Source organism: Pedobacter sp. ok626, assembly GCF_900100435.1.
Classification (GTDB): Bacteria; Bacteroidota; Bacteroidia; order Sphingobacteriales; family Sphingobacteriaceae; genus Pedobacter.
The window spans coordinates 23,059-40,271 of record NZ_FNEX01000031.1 but is presented as its reverse complement, the minus strand read 5'-3'; the positions used below and the strand labels follow the sequence as shown (position 1 = coordinate 40,271).

Here is a 17,213-nt window from a genome sequence, read left to right as displayed (position 1 = left end):
GAGTCATTGAAACCACCTGTAGGATTTCACCCATTCTTTGATTTAGAAGAAGGATTGGAATACGCGAAAAAGGTAGGTAAACCTGTTATGCTTGACTTTACCGGACACACTTGTGTAAACTGTAGAAGAATGGAAGATCTGGTTTGGGTCGACAAAGAAGTTGCCCGCCTGATCAATGAAGAATATGTATTGATCCAGCTGTATGCTGATGATCGTAACATTAAAATGCCGGCAGAGAAAGTTCATTACTCTGATATTTTAAAACGCAAAACAGATGATTTAGGTTATTGGAACTTAGATTTCCAGGCCACAAAATACGGATCAAATGCTCAGCCATTATATGTATTGGCCGGACATGATTTGACTCCACTGGTGCCTGCTCAAGGTGCAATCTTTGATGCTAAAGAATATGCAGCTTATCTTAAAAGTGGCTTGGCTGCTTTTAAGAAATAAATATCGACTCAATTAACGTTATGATAAGAACAATAGCTTTTTTGAAGTTTATTATTCTTATCATAACGTTATACCATACTTACCAAACACTCATATAAAAACTATAATCTAAATGAAGAAATTAAGTTTGATCGCACTGGTGCTTTTCTGCGCCAGCTATCAGGGTTTTTCGCAGAAAAAAAATCCAAAAACGCCAACTCAAGCACCGGCTACCGTACCACCAGGAGCTAATCCGAATGCAATGAATCGTCCGGGTGGCCCAGCATCGGCCCCAAAACCTTATAACCAGGTTATAACGGCGAAAGCAAAAACAGACAAAGGTTTATTTAAAGTTCATTTAGTAGAAGATCGTTATTTCTTTGAAATCGCAGATTCATTATTGGGTAGAGAGATCTTAACTGTAAATAGAATAAGCAAAGCTGCTGCTGGTAACCGTGCTTCCATGATCGGTTATGGCGGTGATCAGATTGGCGACAACGTGATCAGCTTTGAAAAAGGACCTTCAAACAAAATATATTTAAAGAGTATCTCTTTTGGCGAGCGTTCTAAAGACACTACAGAACAAGGGATGTACAAATCTGTAATGAATTCCAACATTCAGCCTTTGGTAGCTTCATTTGACATCAAAGCTTTTGCTAAAGATTCTATTTCTGGTGTTAAAGGTGTTGTTATCGATGTTACAGATTATATGAACAGCGATAATGATATTTTCTTTTTTGATGCAGGAGCAAAAAAATCATTGTCACTAGGTAGTCAGATAGCTGATAGAAGCTATATCAAGGAAATTAAAGCTTTTCCTATGAATATTGAGATCAGGACACTTAAAACCTATATGAAATCTGCGCCACAAGGGGCGATGGGTATGATGGGGGGAGCTCCATCTTCAACACCAGCGACCTACGAACTAAACAGTTCAATGGTATTGTTGCCATCGAAAGAAATGAAACCTAGATTCTTTGATCCAAGAGTAGGTTATTTCGCTACAGGTTATGTTGATTTTGATGCCAATTCACAAGGTGTAAAAAACCAATCATTAATTACCCGTTGGAAATTAGAACCAAAAGCTGAAGACATTGAAAAATATAAAAGAGGTGAATTGGTTGAGCCTAAAAAACAAATTGTTTATTATATCGATCCGGCAACTCCAAAGAAATGGGTTCCTTACCTTATTCAAGGTGTAAATGACTGGCAGGTTGCTTTTGAAAAAGCAGGCTTTAAAAATGCTATCGTAGCTAAAGAAGCACCAAATGATCCATCATGGAGCATAGAAGATGCCAGACATAGTGTGATCGTATATAAACCTTCTGATATTGCAAATGCAAGTGGACCAAACGTGCATGATCCACGTACAGGTGAAATTATCGAAACACACATCAACTGGTACCATAACATTATGCAGTTGTTAAGAAACTGGTATTTTATTCAAGCTTCAGCAATTGATCCTCAGGCTCGTAAAATGAAGTTTGATGATAAATTAATGGGTGAATTGATTCGCTTTGTATCCTCACACGAAGTTGGTCATACTTTAGGTTTACGTCATAACTTCGGTTCTTCAGCAACAGTACCTGTTGAGAAATTAAGAGACAAACAATGGGTAGAGAAAAATGGACATACACCATCTATCATGGATTATGCACGTTTCAACTATGTTGCTCAACCAGAAGATAACATTAGCGCAAAAGGTATTTTCCCGAGAATTGGTGACTACGATATGTGGGCGATAGAATGGGGATATAAATGGTTACCTGAATTTAATACTGCTGCTGACGAAGCCTCTTATTCTAATGAAACCATTATCAAAAGGGTAGGCGCAAACAAGCGTTTAGCTTTTGGAACTGAAAGTGACCCTAATGATCCACGTAACCAAAGTGAAGATATTGGCGACAACGCAATGGTGGCTTCTACTTATGGAATAAAAAACCTTAAACGTATTTTACCAAATATTTTAACATGGAGTAAAGAGCCAAACGAAGGTTATCAGAATGCAAAAACACTTTATAGTGAAGTTGTGGGTCAGTACACTCGTTACATGGGACACGTTGTTAAGAATGTTGGTGGTATATATTCAACACCTAAAACTGTAGAAGAAAAAGGTGGTATGTACCAAGCTGTTCCTTTTGCAAAACAAAAAGAAGCAATGACTTTCTTAAATGCGCAATTGTTTACTACACCAACATGGTTAATCAATAGAGAATTAATCGAACGTACTGGTATCAATCCAACAGATCTTTTCCAAGGTGTTCAAAAAAATACTTTAGCTAAACTTCAAAATGCGAATACCATTACCAAGTTAATCAATGATGAAGCATTAAACGGCGCTAAAGCTTATAGCCCAGCTAATCTGTTTACTGATCTTAAAACTGGTGTTTGGTCTGAATTGTATTCACACAAAAATATTGATGTTTACAGAAGGAATTTACAGAAAGCTTATGTAGATAACATGACGAAATTAATTGTAGCACCAGCTCCGTCATCAAACCCTATGTCAAATTTCCCAGGTATGAGAATGGCAGATCCAATGGGATCAGATGTTTCAAGCATCAGCCGCGCTCATTTAACAACTTTAGCGAAAGATATTCGTGCTGCAATACCAGCTTCGACAGGTATGAGCAAATATCACTTACAAGACTTATTGGTACGCATCAATTCTGCCTTGAATCCTAAATCGTAAGTTCATTCCGATTTTCATATTAAAAGGGCTGGTCATAATTTTTATGACCAGCCCTTTTTGTTAAATATGATTTCCATTCTTATTAAAAAGCTGTTTTTTTTCGATTTGAAAGCGGGTCCTTTGCAAGCTGGATAGCACTTCTTAATATGGCTTTACTACTTCTAGTCTTCTGGATATGTTGCAATCGGAATTTACCGAACAGAGTCGAACCAGAGATGAACAAGAGTCGAAGCGGGGACGACTTTGTTAAGAAGCCAGACGTAGCAATCCTACCAGCTTAATGCAGCCCTGAAAACGGTCCAAAAAAATATGAGGAGTTTGTTGTTTTGTTCGAGAACCTAAATATAACAAAAATTAATTTAGTTCAATCCTTAGCATTACATTAAAGTAATTATTGATGTCTTTTTCTGTCTGCAGTGATGCCATATTTTCGTAAACCATACGAAGTCTTTTCCTGATGTTTTCTAAACCAATATGATGACTTGTGCCGGTTGTTTTGGTATTGATCAGGTTTGTAGTTTGAACAACAAGCGTTTGTCCATCACAGCTGATGGAAATGCGTGCTGGATGTTCATCTTTTAAAAGATCTCCATGCTTAAATATATTTTCGACCAGGGTGATCAATATTAAAGGAAGGATTTCAATATCTTTCAAGTTATCATCATAATCCAGATAGATATTGAGTCCGTTTTCAGATTTGATCTGATGAAGCCTGATGAGGTTTTCTATTTGCTCAATCTCTTGTGTTAAGGCCGTGAAATTACGATCAGAATCATCCTGTATGGCATACCTCATCATTTCAGATAATGACATAATGGCCTCAGCGGCTTCAGGGACAACTTTACGTGTGTTTGAATAAATGAAGCTTAATGTATTAAACAGAAAGTGTGGATTAATCTGCGCTTTTAGATGTGCGTGTTGAGATTTTATCAACTCGGCATTAACATTTTGATGCTCAATAATCATCAGTAATCGTTCTTTTTCTGCAAGCTGAGCAGTCTTCCTTTCTTTTAGATAATTCGTTAGATAATAGTATCCTGATGAAAAAAGCAAGAAATAAGATGTTCTCCAAACCCCATTCGCTATGGACGTACTATTGAGCTCAGCAGGCGTATAAATGGTTAAGCCAGCATATTTTTGCAAAAAGGACACGATATATATAGTCATAGGAACGTATACAACTATTTCTATAAAAATTAACACCGGCAGCAACCAGATAGCTTTTGAAGTCTCGTTTTTTGCAGATGGCATAACCACATGAGCATGAAAGTAAAATAAGCAAATGTTGAGGATGTAGAACACTGCATAATTACTAAAAGTAGCAAAGTATCCTCTTAAAATCCCAGTAACCACTACCTCGTAAAAAATGAATAAGGACCAGGCGATAAAATGAATCCGGTTATTGTTAATTATAAAAAAAATATTTTGCAAACGTTTTTTCATTTAATTTAGTCGTGTTTTCGTGTAATGGTTTTAGATAATCTTGAATAAAGATCAGCCGATAGAAAAGAGGCGTTTATTCCGATAATCCTCGACTAGATCTTAATGTTTTTTTCTCTAAGAAAGTCAGAAAATGTTTCTTATAAGTCGTGCCCAATGGCACTTCAAGCTTATTGTTCAAAGTAATAGAGGCACCTTCTACTTTATTGATGAAGTCCATAGAAATGATAAACGATCGTTGAACTCGGATAAAGGAATTGTTGCCATCCAGTTTAACCTCTAGCTCCTTCATGGTTAAATAAGCGATGTGCATTCCACCAACCGTATGAATCTTGACGTAGTTATTCAATCCTTCAACGGCGATAAGATCTTTCAAATTGATTCTTACATACTTCTGAACCTGATCAGTTTTTATAAAAAAGAAATCCTCATCATTTGACGCCTTTTTAAGACTTGATTCAGACTTTAGCAAACGATTGATCATCAAGGCAAACTTACTCATCGAAATAGGCTTTAATAGATACTCGTTAGCTTGTACACCAAAGGCATCGATAGCATATTTAGAATGTGCAGTCGTAAAAACCAGGTATTTAGTTTTATACCTGATGGCCTGAGATAAGTCAAGTCCAGTCATGCCGGGCATATCCACATCCATAAATAGGATATCTATATTATCTTCAACGGTAATATCGATTAGTGCTTTAAGTGGATCGGTAAAATACTTAACCAGATGTAAATTAGGCATTGCCTCTATATAGTCTCCCAATAGGTCAACAGCATGCTTTTCATCATCAATAATAACGCAATTTAACTTACCATCCATCGAATTTGCTTTTAACCGGCATTACTTTATCTAAACTTATTGCATGTTCACCACGAAAAAAGCATCATTCACGTAATAAGTTCTTTTATTTCAATTAATTTATAAATAACGGTATTCTATTCACATAAAACAAGAGTTGTTCATTTTTCATTCACCACGTGCAGACTATTATTCACCACGTGAAATGGGGTATTCACGTAATATAATTGGAGGTAATCTCTTTCTTTTATACTTTTAGTTAATGTACCTATTAAAAACAACGTTCCTGGTGCATATTATGTGCATCAGGAATTTTAAATAGTGTGTCAAAAGGATTTAGTACGTTCTCTTGTATATTTAGTTCTAAAGGGAGTTCATCCTCCCTTTAGTTACTAAATAACTAAGCGCCAAAAGCGCAAATATCCAAAATCCGTGCAATCAAATACTTTGTCTTCATATCTGTTACAACCGAATTTTTCGAGAAAATCTCTGTAATACTTAAAAGTGGTGTGCTATATTTTAGCCATTGATTTTCCCAGATACCAGCATCCCCAGGTAAAAATAGGAGCGGCTAAAATATCAGCAGTATAATGAACATGCTGAATCAAGAGCAATACTGCAATAGCCAAGGTAGCGATTATAGCGAGAATCTTATCATTTTTACGTTCCAGACAGAGTACAGCCAAAAACGCTGTCGCCGTATGTCCGGAGAAAAACAAATCCTTAGTAATTACATTAGAATGGTAAAAGAAAATGGAGCAGGGGTCTGCCAATTTAATGATGTCAACAGGTGGATCAAGCGGAACTAACGTAATGGTTATTACTCTGGCCAGACAGACAAAAATAAACGACCATAATGCAGTAAGACACATGATTGTGTTTCTGGACATTCGATACAACAATAATCCAATCATCGTGTACAGGACTAGAAATATCAGTAGTGAAACATCTTCTGCGGGGATGTAAGCAAGTAACCTGTCATTTAATACAATTCCTTCTCTGGCTTCCGTATGAGAGAAAAAATGAGGTATAAAAATCAAAATGGCAACCAGAAGTATCATTCCAAGAATGAATTTAATTCTAAATGCCTGGTAATCCCAAGCTATTTGCCACGTAAACTGTTTAGACTGCATTAAATTGGTTAGTATTTAGTTGGTAAAATTATACAAATAAAGTGATTTTAAAAGATAAGTTGCAAGTACTGATGATATATTCATATACAACTTAACATTTTCTTGTCAAAGAATTTAGGATGGCTGGTTTTATTTTGTTTAATTTATTTAAATTCTATTACAAAATATTATAAATTAGGTCAACCAAATAAAAACCAAAGCAACAAGATACCAGCAATATTCCTTAACAAAAACTTAATACCGGGCAAATACTTGATTATCTAGTTTTGTCTGAAAAAACGAACGACACCAAAATCTATTATTAATTTTCATTTAAATGAACATTACCAATGCTAATGTGATTGATGGACAATCTGAATCTTTTACAGCTATTTTTAATACATATTGGAAAAAATTGTATGTCATAGCTTATAGAAGACTAGGGGATGAAGAGCTTGCGAAGGATATTGTTCAGGATGTGTTTGTTTATTTTTGGAAAGAAAGAGCGAATATCAACATCAACGAATCCCTTGAAGCATATTTGAGGAGATCGGTCCAGTATCAAATTATCGCGCATTTTAGGAAACATACTATTCATTCGAAGGCATTAAGCTTCCTGTTGGAAAAGATGAATGAAGTAGAGGTCAACATTCGTGATATATTAACAGAACAAGACTTTGCAAATACAGTAAATTCAGAAGTTAAAGAAATGCCTGGTACGATGCAGGAAATTTTTAAACTTCGTTTTAAAGATCGGTCCATAAAGGAGATCTCAGAGCAACTAGGGCTTGCGGAAAAGACTGTAAGAAATAATATTTCAATAGGTCTGGTACGTATTCGCAAGGCGATATCAAGAGACTTTCCTGAGGACTTCTCAGCGATTTGTCTGGCGCTTTATATTTTGCTAGGAGCTAAATAAAGCCAGGCTTAAACTTGCTCAAAAAATAAATTCACATTTCTTCGGGAAGAATCAGGACTTAGTTCTACTATATATTTAAACGCGGCTAAAACAGCGGATAAACATATCGAAAATGAACGCAAGTCAACTCAAAAAATTACTTACTGCCTTTTTAAAAAACAGGCTCAATAAAACAGATCGAAATCTACTTCAGAATTGGTATGATTCATTTGGCGAGTCGGAAAAAGGAGTACCCGGTATAAACAATGCAATTGATGAAGATTTTTTAAGACAGGACCTATTGAATCGGATACAGGTTCAGTTGAATCAACCTGATCGCCCTATTTACAAACTTAATACCTTCAGGAACATCGCCGCATCAATTGTACTGGTTACAGCTGTAGGTATGGCCAGTTGGTTCTTTGTCTTTAAATCTAAACAAGATATAAGCACAGCTGAAATCAGCTTTCAGACCGTCGCTACGACCTCAAGGCAATTAAAGAAAGTAATTCTACCAGATAATTCGGTTGTTCATTTGAATGCAAATTCAAGAATCAGAATCCCACATCATTTTTCCAAAAAAGACAGACAGTTTTATCTTGAAGAAGGAGAAGCATTTTTCCAGGTAGCTAAAGATAAAACCAGGCCATTTATCATTCACAGTCAACAATTAGAAATAAGGGTACTGGGTACATCTTTTAATATTCGTTCGTACAAGCAACTTGCTGATATCAAAGTTGCCGTAACTACCGGGAAGGTGAGTGTTAGCGAGCAGGGAAAAATTTACGGTATACTGATTCCAGGCCAACAGATCACTTATCACAAAGCGAAAAAGACCATACAACTATCTAAAGTCGTTCCGACCGATAACGACGCTTGGGTTAATGGCAAGATTTACCTTGAAAAAGCCGGCTTTGAAGAGCTCGCGCTGGCCATGCACAACATTTACGGTGTAACCTTAAGGAATGAGGTTGCCGACAACCACACCTACCAATACAATTTAACTATACGCTCAGACCGTTCGTTGGAAGAAACCATGAAGCTGATCTGCGCAATTCACGGGCATAATTTTAAAAAGAGAGGACATGAAATATTGATACGATAATACTCAGCGACGTGCGAAGCACATGAAAATCAAATTATAAAAGCCATAAAACAAACTTACACATATGAAACAAAACTTACTGCAAATGCAGAAAGCTATGCGTGTTACCCTATTGATATTCGCTCTCGTATTTTCTGTTACGCAATTTTTGTGGGCAGCAAATAGCAGAGCACAGGCGCTTGAACAGCGAGTTACTATTTCCTTTGATAAAGGAAACCTCTATCAAGCTATTAAAAAGCTAGAAAAGTCCGCAAAGCTAGAATTTGCATTTGACAATGCTGTATTGAATATGGAAAAGCTCAATACAAATACACTGGTATTTAAACAGACTCGATTGGCAGATATCCTTGAAAAGCTTTTTGTCGGTACTGGCATAGGCTATAAAGAAGAACAAAATGCTAGTATAAGGCTATTTAAAAAACTAAAACCCGGTAAAATTAGGGGGAAAATCACAGACGATAAAGGTGGTAATCTACCAGGTGTAGGAATAAAGGTGATTGAGTTGAACAGAAGTTTCACTACTGATTCTGCAGGAAACTTCTCTATCAATATTCCTTCAGCCAGATATACCCTTGAATTCAGCTATGTTTCTTATAAAACGCAGCGTTTTACAAATGTAGAGGTCAGGGAAAACGAGACTACTACTTTAAATATTGTGATGTTGGAACAATCCGGTAACCTCGACGAGGTGGTTGTGATTGGGTACGGAACTGTTAAAAAAAGTGACCTTACAGGTGCTGTCACAGTGCTCAAAATGAAAGATATTGAGAATATTCCTGTAGTACGGGTAGATCAAATGCTACAAGGACGGATTGCTGGTGCAGAAATCATGAGTACAAGTGGTGAACCTGGTGCTGGTACCTCTATACGTATCCGTGGCACGCGCTCGATTTCTGCAACCAATGAGCCACTTTATGTTGTTGATGGGGTACTTGATGCCATAAATAGTCTGAATGACCTTAATCCGAGTGACATTGAATCAATACAGGTGCTTAAAGATGCTTCATCAACCGCCATCTATGGTTCAAGGGGAAGTAATGGTGTGATATTGATCACTACAAAAACTGGCGGAACCAATGGTAAAACTAATTTCACTTTCCGTTCAGACATGGGTCAATCTGTTCTTCCACGTTTCCTGGATGTGATGAATGCACAGGAATTTGCAGAACTTCAAAACGATCGCTTTTACTTCGCTAGTACAGCCAATCAGACCAAACCCATAGAAGAATATCCCTATAAAAATCCTATTGCTTTAGGTGAGGGAACAAATTGGACCAAAGAGATCACCCGAAAGGCGCCTTATCAAAATCATACATTATCGGTCTCTGGGGGTGATAAATCAACCAATTACTACTTTTCTGCCAATTACAACAATACCGAGGGTATTATTTTAAGTAGCGGAATGAAACGTATTCAATCCCGTTTAAATCTGGATAAAACCTTTAATAAGTATGTGAAATCGGGGGTAAGATTAAATTATTCCTATATCAATCAGGATGTGAATAAGGTTGATGTAGGTACAAGTACGCTTTGGTATCGTTCTACAGTGTTTTTAGCACCAACAATTCCTGCGTATAAACCTGATGGAAGTTTAAACGACTTTAATACCCAATGGTATAATGGTACTTTATTTGACTCTCCCTTGGCCAATTCACTATTACAGAAAAAGGAGCAGGCAAAAAAGACACTTTCTTCTATGCTTTATGTTGAAGTGAGCCCACTTAAATCGTTAAAGATTAAGAGTTCCGTATCGTTTTACGATTACAATCGGTTTGACGATACGTTTTATCCATCCACATTACCGAGTAGGATGAGTAAAAACACAGGTGCCTATGCCTATAAAAGAGCCTTTAGGGACAATAACATCCTGAACGAAAATACCATTAGCTATAAAAAGGTATGGAACAAACGACACAATCTAGACGCTGTTTACGGGATTACATTCCAAACCTTCTGGACAACAGATCTATTTGCTAGTGGGGATGGTTATTTTATAGATGATATCGAAACCAATGATCTTACTGCAATTCCTTCAAAAGAAACTTTAAATGCTGGATCCAGTCTGGAAAAGCAAAACAAAATCTCAAATCTGGCCAGAGTAAACTATAATTACAGTGGCAAGTATTACCTTACAGTTACAGCGAGAGCCGATGCAGCATCCAACTTTGCCGCGAATCATAAATGGGGTTATTTTCCATCAGCGGCATTAAAATGGAATGTGCTTAAAGAAGATTTCATGAAACCGCTTAAGGGAATTAGTGAATTGGCAATTCGTTTAAGCGCCGGTGTTTCGGGTAATGATGCGATTTCTAAGTACCAGTCTTTATCTCGTTTGTCATCAAGTTCTGGCGGATATATATTTGACGGTGCTATACCAGTATCGTATTATCCTGCAAGAATAAACAACGAGGGCCTGACCTGGGAAAAGACGACATCTTATAACTTAGGTGTTGATCTGGCGATTTTAAAGAATCGATTAGCCTTCACATTTGATGCCTATAGCAGTTCAACAAAAGACTTATTACTTACTGTACAATTGCCTACTCACGTTGGATATACCAGTAGGTTAACCAATATTGGTAAAACATCTAACAAGGGGCTGGAGCTTGCCATTGATTCAAAAAACATTACTGGTAAAAATTTCAGCTGGTCTACCACAGTAACGCTGGCCCATAACAAGCAAATGGTTGAGGATATAGGTGGTTTGGATCGAATTTCTGCATACAACAACAGTTATGGTGCACAATATATGATGTATGGCTATGTACAAGGCAGACCTTTGAACGCACTTTGGGGGATGCAATACGCTGGTGTCTGGAAATCCCAGGCAGAAATCACTCAAAATTTAACAGACAAAAAGTTTGCCTCTGCTGCACCTAATTTTTATCAGCCAGGCCGTCAGCGTTACATAGACCAAAATAATGACGGAATATTGGATAACAGCGACCTCATTTATCTTGGGGATGCAGATCCAAAGCTATATGGAGGTATCCAAAATAGCTTTAGCTACCGCGGATTTAATCTGAGCTTTTTCCTAAACTATTCGATAGGGGGAAAAATATATAACCCTGTAGAGTTATTTATGGGAACAGGGACCTATCTATCCAATCAGTTTAGATACATGGTTAATGCCTGGCATCCGGTACGAAATCCAACTTCTGATTATCCAAGAGCCGATTCTAAGGACGATATACCTAACGATAGGTTTGTACACAGCGCAAGTTTTTTAAGGCTTAAAAATGCTTCGATAGGTTATTCTTTTAACCTGGTTAAACCTACAAATAACCTTCTGAAGTCGCTTACACTTACAGCAAGTGGCAATAACATTTATTTATGGAAGCACTATAATGGCTACGATCCAGAGGTATCTACGGAAAGTGAAGGTTCAACTATCAGAAGAATGGATAACGGTGCTTATCCTAACAGTAGAACCCTAACATTCAGTGCCGAACTTAAATTCTAATATTCAAGATTAAAATATAAAATGATGAAGAAAAAACTCACCATCATATTGCTGGTATTAACAACATTTAGTTTATTGATCGGCGCTTGTAAAAATGCACTATTAGAGGATCCAGACAGTTTTGTTACTCCTGGGCAGTTTTTCAATAATGAAAACCAATGTGTTGCAGCATTAAACGGTTGTTATATTCCTCTTAATAGTGTTTTTAATTCGGGATTGATGCTTACCAATGAAGCCACAACAGATTTGGCCTACCTCAATTCCTCTTATATTGATACAAAATTTGAAATTTCACCAGCCAACCCGGGTATGGGACAGAGCTTATGGACTCAATCGTATAAAGGAGTGATGTATTGTAATGCCGCTATAGAGGGTATTCAAAATTCACCTGTTAACGAAGAAAGAAAAAAAGCTCTGGTTGCCGAAGGTATTACCCTCCGTGCGATGTATTATTACGTGCTCACAAGTACTTTTGGTGATGTTCCATTTTATACAGAGAATGTATCTACATTGGAAATACTTCAAAAGATCACTCGCCTGGGCAGAACCAGTGCTATAGAAATCAGGAAAACATTAGTTGAAGAATTACAGCGATATGCTGCCGCTTTACCTGATAAAAGAACATCGGATGTTGTAGACAATAGGATCTCTGGTTCTGTGGCTTATCTACTTATTGCAAAAATGGCAATGTGGAATAAAGACTATCCAACGGCATTAGTGGCATTAAAAGAGATTCAAAAAGTATACGGTCAACTGATTCAGTACCCGCTGATTGATACTTATTTTAGAAACAAAAATACACCTGAATCTATATTCGAGGTTCAATTTGTATGGTCTGCCGCAGGGCTTAAAAAGACAAGTAGTGTGGCCTGCTATTTCACGCCAGCAAAAAGTGGCTCAACAGATACTTATGATGGTGTATCCATTCCTGAATTGGGTACTAAAGCTAATCCTTTTGCTTCTATTACACCTTCGGCCTATTTTATGTCGCTGTATGAATTAGATGATCCGCGCCGCAATATTATCTTGGCCTATACCTATGATGATAAGTGGTTTAAAAGACCACAGTCGGCCAATGGAACAGGGAAGCCCTGGATGGGTGCGAAATTCTGGTGTCCAGGAATGGATAATGTTGCTGATGGAAACAATCAAAAAGTATTCAGATATGCAGATGTATTGCTGCTTATGGCCGAATGTGCCAACGAAACTGAAGATTATTCCCTTGCGCTAGCTAGCATCAACGAAGTAAAAGGTAGAGCATCGGTTAATTATAAATTGGCTACACACCCAGGTAAAGCCGAGTTTTTTGAAGAAGTTAAAAAAGAAAGAGCCAGAGAGTTAATGGGTGAGTACACCAGAAAATGGGATTTGGTTCGTTGGGGGATCTTCTATGATTCAGTAAAAGCCACTACGGCGACTGAATTTGTAGACATCAACAATAACCTTAGAAGATACCACGAATATTATCCAATTTCTGATAGCGAAGTGATGAGATCATCTGGAAATTTATCTAATCCTACTTACACAGGTCAATAATCTAATAAAACTCATAAAATGAAGACACTATATAGAAAAATATCAATGTTCTTGTTCCTGTTGTTAATGGGATCAGGTAGCATGATATTGGCACAAAATAAAACCAGGATCATTAGCTATAATATCCTGGAGGGAATGAAATCTGATACAACGAAAGGCAAACAGGATTTCGTAAAATGGTTAAAATCAGAAAACCCAGATATTCTTGCCTTACAGGAATGCAATAAGTTTACCCAGAAATCACTGGAAGACCTGGCTCGTAGTTACGGACATACTTATGCAGTGCTGTTGCGTGAACCAGGATATCCTGTGGCATTAACCTCTAAATATCCAATTGTAGATGTACAAAAGGTGACAGACAATATGCATCACGGTTTTATTGTAGCTAAAATTAAGGATCTCAATGTCATTGTTCTCCATTTATCGCCACACAAATATTGGAAAAGACGGGAAGAGATTGATGTCATATTGAGCACTATCTCGGCATCAGCACAGAAAGAAAGATGGATAATCATGGGAGATTTTAACTCCTTGTCTCCATTAGACAAAGACAATTATGCTGATGGCAAATATGCTGATCGGTTAAAAGAGATGGCTAAGAAATACAGCTTCCACGAAAATCTTGTTGATGGAAAATATCTTGATTTTGAGGTTCAAAAACGAATATTAGAGTTTGGGCTGCACGACACTGCAAAAGAAAAAGCTACAGGAAATGAGACCAAGGGCAATAGAATCGATTACATCTATGTGAGTAAAGATCTAATGCCACTAGTAACAAAAGCCCAGTTTATAAGGGATGAGTTTACTGCAACCCACTCAGATCATGTACCTGTTATTATGGAGTTTAAAGATAAAAAATAAGCCTTATGAAAAGATTTTTGTTTTACGCCTTATTATCAGTTGCGGCTGCAACGGGTTGTAAAAAAGAGGAATTGGTTAAGTTTAGTACCGATCTGGCCATCAACAACAAAATTATCCGTGTGGCTGATAGCGCTGGCAGCACCAGAGTGCTCGTTTACGCTGATGAAAGCTGGAAAGTGAGAACCGAAGGTGACGCTTCCTGGGTTACGTTAGATAAAGAAGGATCAACAGGAAAGGGTGAGTTTTTAGCTACTGTGCAGCGTAACACTGGAAATCTGCCAAGATCTGTAAAGATTCTGATTAGCTCCAATAACAAAACAGATACGGTTGATCTGCAACAGCGTGGTATTGTTGCTGCAATCAATATCCTTGATGCGAGTGCAAATGGCATAGCAAATGGCGGATTTATGAAAAGTGCAATCAGCACAAATGTACCTTTCAATTTGATGAAGCATGAGGAAATTTATAAGAATGGTGGCGCGGATTGGATTACAGGGCTGACCATTAATGGCAAAGATCTGAATTTTACACTCTCGCAAAATCTGTTGACTGAAGCGCGTGAAGCACTGGTTAGGTTGTCGTATAAAGATGCTTTGGGTACAACGGTTAAGGATTCTATTCTAATTACTCAAAACCCAAAAGGCAATTACGATCAGGCAGTACTTAAAGACTTTGCTTATGTTAAAACAGCACTAGCCGCCGGGGTAGTTAGGGAAGATATTTATATTGAGGGTGTTATTATTAGTGATAAGGGTAACCCAAATATGGGACTAAATGCAAATAAGGCTACCAACAAACATGAAGTAGACAAAACTGAAAATGCCATCACCGTTTATATTCAAAGTATGGATGGTAAATCAGGCTTCCTGATCAGGACAAAAACAGGCGGAGACAATATATATGGGAATGGCGATGTGGTTAAACTATGGTTAAAAGGGATTGGCCTCAGAAAGGAAAACAATCCTAGTCGAACTATTTTAGATCAGGTGCAATCAGTAAACATCATCTCAAAAACTCCTGGTGCATCTATTTTATCACCTCGGGAAGTATATATGAAGGATTTAACTGATAATGACCTTTATACTTATGTAAAATTAAAAGAAGTAGAAATCAGTGTTCCATCTGGTAGCTTCTTTAATATTAATGAGGGTTACAATTTAAGAACGGATGTTTATCCTACCAATATCAGGGATATTAATGGGAACAGCATGTATATGCTGACTAATATTGACGTGCCTTATAGAAGGGATGGCAAACGTGTACCGCAGGGATCTGGTGACATTACAGGTATTTTAGTTTATGAGCAGCTTCCACGTTACGGAGGTGATATTGGCAAGTATGCAATCAGACACCTCAAAAGAGAAGATATCGCCTTGAAAGAAAATAGAGAAGATGGATTTTCTAATGTATTGGTAGAATGGAGTCGATTTAAATTAGAAAATACTGCCGGTGCAACTGAAGTAAAGAACCCTATGACGCCAGATATTGGTGCCGGAACTTTAAAGCAGAGTGAAAAGGGATCATTAGACTTCAGTGCAAATGGTATTTCGGCTGGTACGGATTACAATGGCCTTATTCCGGAAGCAACTACCGTAAAGGGTGCAATTAGTAATGGTGCATGGAATAGTAAAAACTGGTGGAATGATACTAAAGCTAAAGGCGCTTCCTGGAATATCACGGTGTCAACGGTTGGTATTACCAAACCAATTTCGTTACAAATAGAAGGTAACAGTAATATTGGTGGTGCCCGAAACTTTATTGTTGAATGGTCTGCCACTGGAACAGATGCCGGAGTATGGAATCAGGTAGGGGAGTATACTTTAGAAGATGTAGTAGATTATACAAATACCTTGCTTACTCAAGTGCCAGGACTAAAAGTGCTTAACTTTCAGTTTCCAAACACCGCCTTAGGTTTAACGAATTTATATATCAGACTTAGGGTTAAGAATAAAATTGTAGGTACAGCCACAAGCCCAACAGGCGGAACATTAGCCGCAGCCGCTATAACCAGACTTGGACATGTTTCAATTAAGTACAATAAATAGGGGCTGGGGTAAAAAAGAAACGGGGATAGATCCTAAGACTTACCCCCGTTAAATTAACGCTCTCACCACAAAAGTACATATTCTTTTTAATTATCCAAATAAATTTTCCTTTTTATTCAAAAAGCAGGGCTAATCCTGCTTTTTGAATATCAATTGCCTGGCTAGGGCAAGTTATTTCATATCACGTTGTACTTTTTTTGCTGTGCTCTTTCCAGGCAAATAGATCTGGAATCCCACGCCTAGTGCCAGGTAGTTAGAGTATGTGCTGGATCCAAATCCCACAACACCATTATATTTCAATAAAGCTTCAAGTCCAATAGTGCTGGTTACAAAATAGGTAAAGCCGGGCCCAAAACTAAAACCTAATCCATTGGTAGTTCCGCCACCAGCTGGGTTAATGCCCTGAAATCCTACAGTAGCCTCTCCAAAAAACCTGGAGTTTTTTACCACTTCATTTGCACCGGTAGCTCCATAATACCTTCCTAAAGCACCTATACCATAAGTAAATGAAGTACCTACGCCTTTTTGAGATACAACACCTAACTGGACCTCACCACCTACAGCCATACCGTCTTGTATAAACCAGGCTGCTTTAGGATTAATCTTTAATTGAAAGAGATTCGGCTTATCTAAGCCAAGACTGATGTCCGACAAGTTTGCCCCCATCATTACATTTCCTTTTTGGATCTGGGCACTTGCTCCAAATGCCATCGTACTTCCTAAAATAATAGTAAAAATTAGCTTTTTCATAAGATTTTGTTTTAATGTTTTTCTAGGTTGTAAAACTATTGTTAGTTTCCTGATTAACATTAACAATTTTTACTCCT

Annotated in this window: 12 protein-coding genes; 8 read left to right on the top strand and 4 right to left on the bottom strand. The window is 37.5% G+C overall.

The window, feature by feature from the left end:
- Both BLS35_RS27390 and BLS35_RS27385 read left to right on the top strand, forming a co-directional pair.
- The coding region (locus BLS35_RS27390; RefSeq protein WP_139205899.1) for a thioredoxin family protein at positions 1–453 on the top strand (453 nt) is incomplete at its 5' end.
- A 112-nt stretch (positions 454–565) separates the two neighbouring features.
- Positions 566–3,124 carry a zinc-dependent metalloprotease gene (locus tag BLS35_RS27385; RefSeq protein WP_090787926.1) on the top strand — a complete coding sequence of 853 codons (2,559 nt, stop codon included), beginning with the start codon at positions 566–568 and terminating at the stop codon, positions 3,122–3,124.
- A gap of 354 nt (positions 3,125–3,478) precedes the next feature.
- Here the strand turns inward: BLS35_RS27385 and BLS35_RS27380 are convergent, their stop codons facing one another.
- The 3 genes from BLS35_RS27380 to BLS35_RS27370 all read right to left on the bottom strand — a co-directional run bounded on the left by BLS35_RS27380 (position 3,479) and on the right by BLS35_RS27370 (position 6,499).
- Complete coding sequence (locus BLS35_RS27380; protein WP_090787923.1) at positions 3,479–4,567, bottom strand: sensor histidine kinase; 1,089 nt, start codon at positions 4,565–4,567, stop codon at positions 3,479–3,481.
- Positions 4,568–4,640: 73 nt separating this feature from the next.
- Positions 4,641–5,387: a LytR/AlgR family response regulator transcription factor gene (locus tag BLS35_RS27375; protein ID WP_090787920.1), complete on the bottom strand. Its 747-nt coding sequence runs from the start codon at positions 5,385–5,387 to the stop codon at positions 4,641–4,643.
- A 491-nt stretch (positions 5,388–5,878) separates the two neighbouring features.
- Positions 5,879–6,499 carry a phosphatase PAP2-related protein gene (locus BLS35_RS27370; protein ID WP_090787917.1) on the bottom strand — a complete coding sequence of 207 codons (621 nt, stop codon included), beginning with the start codon at positions 6,497–6,499 and terminating at the stop codon, positions 5,879–5,881.
- 316 nt (positions 6,500–6,815) lie between these two features.
- Between BLS35_RS27370 and BLS35_RS27365 the strand changes: the two genes are divergently transcribed.
- The 6 genes from BLS35_RS27365 to BLS35_RS27340 all read left to right on the top strand — a co-directional run bounded on the left by BLS35_RS27365 (position 6,816) and on the right by BLS35_RS27340 (position 16,386).
- On the top strand, positions 6,816–7,397 hold the full coding sequence (locus tag BLS35_RS27365) for an RNA polymerase sigma factor (protein ID WP_090787914.1): 582 nt from the start codon (positions 6,816–6,818) through the stop codon (positions 7,395–7,397).
- A 112-nt stretch (positions 7,398–7,509) separates the two neighbouring features.
- Entirely contained in the window at positions 7,510–8,481 is a 972-nt protein-coding gene (locus tag BLS35_RS27360; protein ID WP_090787911.1) for a FecR family protein, read from the top strand.
- Positions 8,482–8,545: 64 nt separating this feature from the next.
- Positions 8,546–11,944, top strand: a complete 3,399-nt coding sequence (locus tag BLS35_RS27355) for a SusC/RagA family TonB-linked outer membrane protein (protein ID WP_090787908.1) — start codon at positions 8,546–8,548, stop codon at positions 11,942–11,944.
- A gap of 21 nt (positions 11,945–11,965) precedes the next feature.
- Positions 11,966–13,480 (top strand): RagB/SusD family nutrient uptake outer membrane protein, encoded by a 1,515-nt coding sequence (locus tag BLS35_RS27350; RefSeq protein WP_090787905.1) that lies wholly within the window; start codon positions 11,966–11,968, stop codon positions 13,478–13,480.
- An 18-nt stretch (positions 13,481–13,498) separates the two neighbouring features.
- On the top strand, positions 13,499–14,341 hold the full coding sequence (locus BLS35_RS27345; RefSeq protein WP_090787902.1) for an endonuclease/exonuclease/phosphatase family protein: 843 nt from the start codon (positions 13,499–13,501) through the stop codon (positions 14,339–14,341).
- Positions 14,342–14,346: 5 nt separating this feature from the next.
- Positions 14,347–16,386, top strand: a complete 2,040-nt coding sequence (locus BLS35_RS27340; protein WP_090787900.1) for a BACON domain-containing protein — start codon at positions 14,347–14,349, stop codon at positions 16,384–16,386.
- 171 nt (positions 16,387–16,557) lie between these two features.
- Here the strand turns inward: BLS35_RS27340 and BLS35_RS27335 are convergent, their stop codons facing one another.
- On the bottom strand, positions 16,558–17,136 hold the full coding sequence (locus BLS35_RS27335; RefSeq protein ID WP_090787929.1) for a hypothetical protein: 579 nt from the start codon (positions 17,134–17,136) through the stop codon (positions 16,558–16,560).
- Positions 17,137–17,213: the final 77 nt, after the last annotated feature.

What these genes read in the sequence shown, in the direction of transcription:
- BLS35_RS27385 (WP_090787926.1), top strand. Translation starts at nt 566, where the DNA reads ATGAAGAAATTAAGTTTGATCGCACTGGTGCTTTTCTGCGCCAGCTAT.
- BLS35_RS27380 (WP_090787923.1), bottom strand. Translation starts at nt 4,567, where the DNA reads ATGAAAAAACGTTTGCAAAATATTTTTTTTATAATTAACAATAACCGG.
- BLS35_RS27375 (WP_090787920.1), bottom strand. Translation starts at nt 5,387, where the DNA reads ATGGATGGTAAGTTAAATTGCGTTATTATTGATGATGAAAAGCATGCT.
- BLS35_RS27370 (WP_090787917.1), bottom strand. Translation starts at nt 6,499, where the DNA reads ATGCAGTCTAAACAGTTTACGTGGCAAATAGCTTGGGATTACCAGGCA.
- BLS35_RS27365 (WP_090787914.1), top strand. Translation starts at nt 6,816, where the DNA reads ATGAACATTACCAATGCTAATGTGATTGATGGACAATCTGAATCTTTT.
- BLS35_RS27360 (WP_090787911.1), top strand. Translation starts at nt 7,510, where the DNA reads ATGAACGCAAGTCAACTCAAAAAATTACTTACTGCCTTTTTAAAAAAC.
- BLS35_RS27355 (WP_090787908.1), top strand. Translation starts at nt 8,546, where the DNA reads ATGAAACAAAACTTACTGCAAATGCAGAAAGCTATGCGTGTTACCCTA.
- BLS35_RS27350 (WP_090787905.1), top strand. Translation starts at nt 11,966, where the DNA reads ATGATGAAGAAAAAACTCACCATCATATTGCTGGTATTAACAACATTT.
- BLS35_RS27345 (WP_090787902.1), top strand. Translation starts at nt 13,499, where the DNA reads ATGAAGACACTATATAGAAAAATATCAATGTTCTTGTTCCTGTTGTTA.
- BLS35_RS27340 (WP_090787900.1), top strand. Translation starts at nt 14,347, where the DNA reads ATGAAAAGATTTTTGTTTTACGCCTTATTATCAGTTGCGGCTGCAACG.
- BLS35_RS27335 (WP_090787929.1), bottom strand. Translation starts at nt 17,136, where the DNA reads ATGAAAAAGCTAATTTTTACTATTATTTTAGGAAGTACGATGGCATTT.